At 30.2% G+C, this 4,977-nt stretch carries 6 protein-coding genes and 1 tRNA gene; 4 read left to right on the top strand and 3 right to left on the bottom strand.

All coding sequences use genetic code 11. The features are described from left to right. Window positions 1–100: 100 nt before the first annotated feature. Entirely contained in the window at window positions 101–985 is an 885-nt protein-coding gene (gene era, locus DIU01_RS07420; protein WP_290833053.1) for a GTPase Era, read from the bottom strand. Between the two features lie 199 nt (window positions 986–1,184). Between era and DIU01_RS07425 the strand changes: the two genes are divergently transcribed. Together DIU01_RS07425 and DIU01_RS07430 are read left to right on the top strand one after the other, a co-directional pair. Next, window positions 1,185–1,257 (top strand) — tRNA-Met (locus DIU01_RS07425). Window positions 1,258–1,312: 55 nt separating this feature from the next. Beyond that, a complete protein-coding gene (locus DIU01_RS07430) occupies window positions 1,313–1,759 on the top strand; it encodes a KTSC domain-containing protein (RefSeq protein WP_290833055.1) in 447 nt (148 codons plus the stop codon). Window positions 1,760–1,845: 86 nt separating this feature from the next. Here DIU01_RS07430 and DIU01_RS07435 read toward each other — a convergent pair whose 3' ends face one another. Then, the gene (locus DIU01_RS07435) at window positions 1,846–2,703 is read right to left on the bottom strand and encodes a leucine-rich repeat domain-containing protein (RefSeq protein WP_290833057.1); all 858 of its coding nucleotides are present in this window, start codon (window positions 2,701–2,703) and stop codon (window positions 1,846–1,848) included. A 181-nt stretch (window positions 2,704–2,884) separates the two neighbouring features. Here DIU01_RS07435 and DIU01_RS07440 point away from each other — a divergent pair, with 181 nt between their 5' ends. Further along, complete coding sequence (locus DIU01_RS07440; protein ID WP_290833058.1) at window positions 2,885–3,367, top strand: DUF1761 domain-containing protein; 483 nt, start codon at window positions 2,885–2,887, stop codon at window positions 3,365–3,367. Window positions 3,368–3,424: 57 nt separating this feature from the next. Beyond that, complete coding sequence (locus DIU01_RS07445) at window positions 3,425–4,570, top strand: 8-amino-7-oxononanoate synthase (protein WP_290833061.1); 1,146 nt, start codon at window positions 3,425–3,427, stop codon at window positions 4,568–4,570. Here the strand turns inward: DIU01_RS07445 and DIU01_RS07450 are convergent. Then, the gene (locus DIU01_RS07450) at window positions 4,563–4,946 is read right to left on the bottom strand and encodes a DUF4345 domain-containing protein (protein ID WP_290833063.1); all 384 of its coding nucleotides are present in this window, start codon (window positions 4,944–4,946) and stop codon (window positions 4,563–4,565) included. The two genes, DIU01_RS07445 and DIU01_RS07450, sit on opposite strands and share 8 nt — an antisense overlap. Window positions 4,947–4,977: the final 31 nt, after the last annotated feature.

Raw genomic sequence — 4,977 nt, forward strand, 5'->3', positions numbered from 1 at the left:
TTATTGAATAGTATCTGATACAACATTTCAAACAAAAAAGACACAAAAGTCAGTTTTAAACTTTTGTGTCTTTTTATTATACTTTAAAAGTACTTAAATATTATTTTTGATTGTACCCAAATCTTCTTAATTGAAATTGATTACTTCTCCAATCTTTATTGACTTTAACAAACATTTCTATGTGTATTTGTTTTCCGAAGAATTTTTCTAAATCTTCACGGGCTTGAATTCCAACACGTTTTAAGGCTGCACCTTTATGACCGATGATGATTCCTTTTTGCGTATCGCGTTCTACCATAATTACCGATCGAATTCTAATGATTTTATCGTCTTCAATAAACTCTTCGGTTTCGATTTCTACCGCGTATGGAATTTCTTTATCGTAGTTCAAAAGGATTTTTTCACGAATGGTTTCATTTACAAAGAAACGTTCTGGCTTATCTGTTAAAGTGTCTTTTGGATAATACGCTGGAGATTCTGGCAGTAATTCAAGAATTCTAGCAAATACTTCTTTAACATTGAAATTCTCTAATGCAGATATTGGATAGATTTCGGCATTAGGAACTTTCTCTTTCCATAATTCAATTTGTTCCTCTAGTTCTTCTTGATTGGATTTATCAATTTTATTAAGAAGTAGTAATACCGGAATTTTAGCATGAATTATCTTATTGAAAAAGGCTTCATCTTTAAGTTCTTTCTCTCCTACTTCAACCATATATAGTAACACATCGGCATCTTCAAAGGCAGATTTCACAAAATCCATCATTGATTTTTGCATTTCATAAGCAGGTTTGATGATTCCTGGCGTGTCTGAAAGTATTACTTGAAAGTCATCACCATTTACAATTCCAAGTATTCTATGGCGAGTAGTTTGTGCTTTAGAAGTAATAATTGATAACCTTTCTCCAACAAAAGCATTCATTAGAGTTGATTTTCCGACGTTTGGGTTTCCTATTATGTTTACAAATCCGGCTTTATGTGACATTTACTATAATTTAATTTGTTGCAAAGGTAGACATATCAAGTGAATAGAAGAAAAAAAAGATTTTTTAATTTTTTTGTTGCGAGTGTCAATAATCGTTGTATATTTGCACTCGAAACAAACAGCATACAGAATTAGTAAGTTTCAAAAAAAAGTCGCTTTGCGATTTCAAGTTCTTAAAAATTACTATTTTACCATATATCGCGGGATAGAGCAGTAGGCAGCTCGTCGGGCTCATAACCCGAAGGTCACAGGTTCGAGTCCTGTTCCCGCTACTAAGAAAAGCCATTCAGAAATGAGTGGCTTTTATTTTTAATAAAATTTATTGCAATGAAAAGAGTTGTAGAATACAGAAAATTACTTGAAGTTGACAAAAATGTAACTTTAAAAGAATTAAAAACCATTTACAGAAACAGTATGAAAGACAGTCATCCTGATAAATTTGTAAATGATGAAGAAGGAAAGCTTGCTGCTGAAGAAAGAAGTAAAAACATTATCAATGCGTATCACTTTTTGGTAAGTATATCTAATGAAACGGTAGAGAAAAATCTTCCTGAATACCAAGAAACTATTAACAACTATAATATTCTTGACTTTCATTTAGAAAAACAAACCCTTTTTGTTAAGCATGTAAATGGTGTTTCTTACGAATACATTGGTGTTCCAAAAAACGTCTATGTGAAAATGGTAAATGCAGAATCGCCTAATCGTTTTGCTAAACGTCATATCTACGGAAACTATTTATACAGAAAATCTGGTGATGTTATAGAAGATTAAATAAATTAAAAAAGCCCTTACTTCAATTGAAATAAGGGCTTTTTAATTAACTTAAAATTTATTCATTTTAATCATTTACCTCAATACTATTCATCAGTTTCTGCAATTCCAACATTCTTATCAGAAGCCACTTTTAATGCAGATGCCACTCCATATTCATTCACCATTGTCATTTGCAACATATCTTTTTTAGCTAAATCTGTCGATATAAATCCGTTGAAATTGTTATAAGAAATATTCATTTCTTTTAAGTTATTTAACTTCTCTAAATCAAAAGGAATTTGTCCAATCATTTTATTATCAAATAAACTTAAATTTTCCAGTTTAGTTAAATTAGCAATTTCACGACTCAAAGAACCAGTAAGTTGATTGCTGTTTAATTGTAACACTTTCAAAGTTGTAATTTGATATAATTCTGAAGGAATTGTTCCAGAAATCAAATTGTTATAAAGTGATAAAAATTCTAACTTATTTAATTTATTAATTTGAGTTGGAATTGATCCTGTTAAACCATTCATAAAAAGTTCAATCGTTTTTAATGATGTTGCATTAAACAAATCAGCAGGAATTTCACCTGATAACTGATTGAAAGAAATATTTAAAACTTCTAAGCTTGATAATTTTCCAATTGAAGCAGGAATAGTTCCTGTAATTTTGTTTTGAAATAAAACCAAACTTTTCAATGATTGCAAGTTTGAGATCTCTGAAGGCAAAACTCCTGTCAAATTATTAGAAGATAAATCAATTGCAACAACTTTATCATTCACCACTTTCACACCATACCAAGTTGAAACTGCTGCGTTTAAATTCCACTTTGTTGTCCATTGTGCTCCGTTGGTAGCATTATTTAATTTTAACAACGCGTTTTTTTCCGCATCAGAAACTTCAGCAAAAGAGCTGAACGATAGTAAAAATATAACTAGTATAGTAAAAGTTGCTTTCATTTCCTGTTATTTTATAGAGTAAATATAGCTCAATACATCGCTTAAATACAAATATAATCGACGAAATGCATTAATAAAATAAATATTGTATATTTTTATATAAATATTCTTACAAATGTTTATTTTAACAAACATCAAAAAAAATTATATATTTGACATACTAATCAATAAACTTAAAATTATGGAGATTAACTTTTTAGCATTAGCATTAGCTTCGCTTTCGACTTTAGTTGTGGGAGCAATTTGGTACCATCCAAAAGTTTTTGGAAACATTTGGATGAAAGAATCGGGAACTTCAATGGAAAAAATGCAAGGTTCCAACATGGCACTTATTTTTGGGATGTCTTTATTGTATGCGTTTTTCATAGCGTTTGTATTACAGATGTTGGTAATTCATCAATTTGGCGCAATGGGTATGATTGGTGGTAACATTGCAGAAGCAAAACCATCTTACGCAGCATTTATGGCAGATTATGGAACAGAGTTTAGAACTTTCAAGCATGGTGCTTTACATGGTTTCATGACAGGATTATTTTTTGCTCTACCAGTAATTGGAGTTGGATCATTATATGAAAGAAGAAGCTGGAAATATGTGCTTATTGCTGGCGGATATTGGGTAGTTACGTGCATGATTATGGGCGGAATTATTTGTGCAATGCAATAATTTAACATTTAATTATATAGTAATCGCTCTACATTTGTGGAGCGATTTTTTTACCACTTGAACAAACTATCATTTAAAATACATACTTCTGTAAGTCAATTACCTTTAAACTGGGATACGGTTGCCATAAGCAATGTATTTCTTCAGTCTTCGTATTTATCAGTTTTAGAAGTTTCGGCGCCAACAAACATGCAGTGTTTTTATATTGCAATCTATGAAAATCAAGAGCTTATTGGTGTTTCATTAGCACAATATTTAGATTTAAACAAATTAGAATCTTTTGGCGAACGCGATAAATGCTTCAAGACTTTCATTAGAAATTTTATTTTTAAAAATTTTGCATCGCATACTTTATTTGTTGGAAACAATATGATTACGGGTCAAAATGGTTATGCTTTTTCTAAAGAAATTAGTTTTGAAGAAATTAGCTTCATTTTGTTACAAAGTGCGAAAGAAATTACTGAGCATTTTAAAAGTAAAAATATTAAGTTGCATTTAGTTTCTTTCAAGGATTTCTATGACCATTGTTCGGTTGAACTTAAGAAAAATTCCTTTTCGAATATGTATGAGTTCAATACACAACCCAACATGATTTTGTATTTGGATAAGAATTGGAAAACAAAAGACGATTACATAGCAGCGTTTTCAAAGAAATACCGCGACCAATACAAACGTTCTCATAAAAAATTTGACGGAATTGTTGTAAAGAATTTATTACTTGATGAAATTATTGAACACGAACAAACCATTTATAATTTGTACCATTATGTAGCTAAAAATGCGCCTTTCAATACGTTTTTCTTATCTAAAAATCATTTTTCTACTTTTAAGAAAGAATGTGGCGAACACTTTTTGCTTTTTGGTTATTTTCTAAATGAGAAATTAGTTGGTTTTCACACCGTGCTTTTAAACGGAACCGTTTTAGAAACCTACTTTTTAGGATATGATCCGCAGGTTCAAAAGGAGAATATGTTGTATTTAAATATGTTGTACAACATGACGGAATTTGGAATTGAAAATCAGTGTGAAAAGATAATTTTTGGAAGAACTGCTTTAGAAATTAAAAGTTCTATTGGCGCTGTTCCAGTTATGATGTCTGGATTTTTATACCATAACAACAATTTGATTAATAAATATATTGATCCAATTTTTAAACGCCTTGAACCCGAAATGGACTGGCAAATTCGACATCCTTTTAAATAGCCGTTTGTTTTTTATATTGATACAAAGCGAACGTTCCTAAAATAATTTCCCCAAATATTCCAACGCAAAAGAGTGTTGATGGAATTCCATCTGAAAACAAACTTAGTATTCTTCCAAAAGCTAATCCAAACATTAAAAAGGCATTAGCAATTGTTGCAGATTTCCAAAACTTTGTATCAAAAATTCCTAGAATAAACAAAATTCCGAAAGCGATGTACAAACCCATAACTGCTTTAAAAACGTTATGTTCATCAACAGAATTTAAATGTATATCAAATAATAAATTGGGCGCAAAACCATAAACCAATCCTATTGGAATTATAATGAAACTCGAAATTAAAAGATGTAAATTGTTTAGTATAAATACCTTTTTCATAAATTAATTATGGAATTGCTACTTTCATTTG

The sequence above is a fragment of the Flavobacterium sp. genome (assembly GCF_003525665.1).
GTDB lineage: Bacteria > Bacteroidota > Bacteroidia > Flavobacteriales > Flavobacteriaceae > Flavobacterium.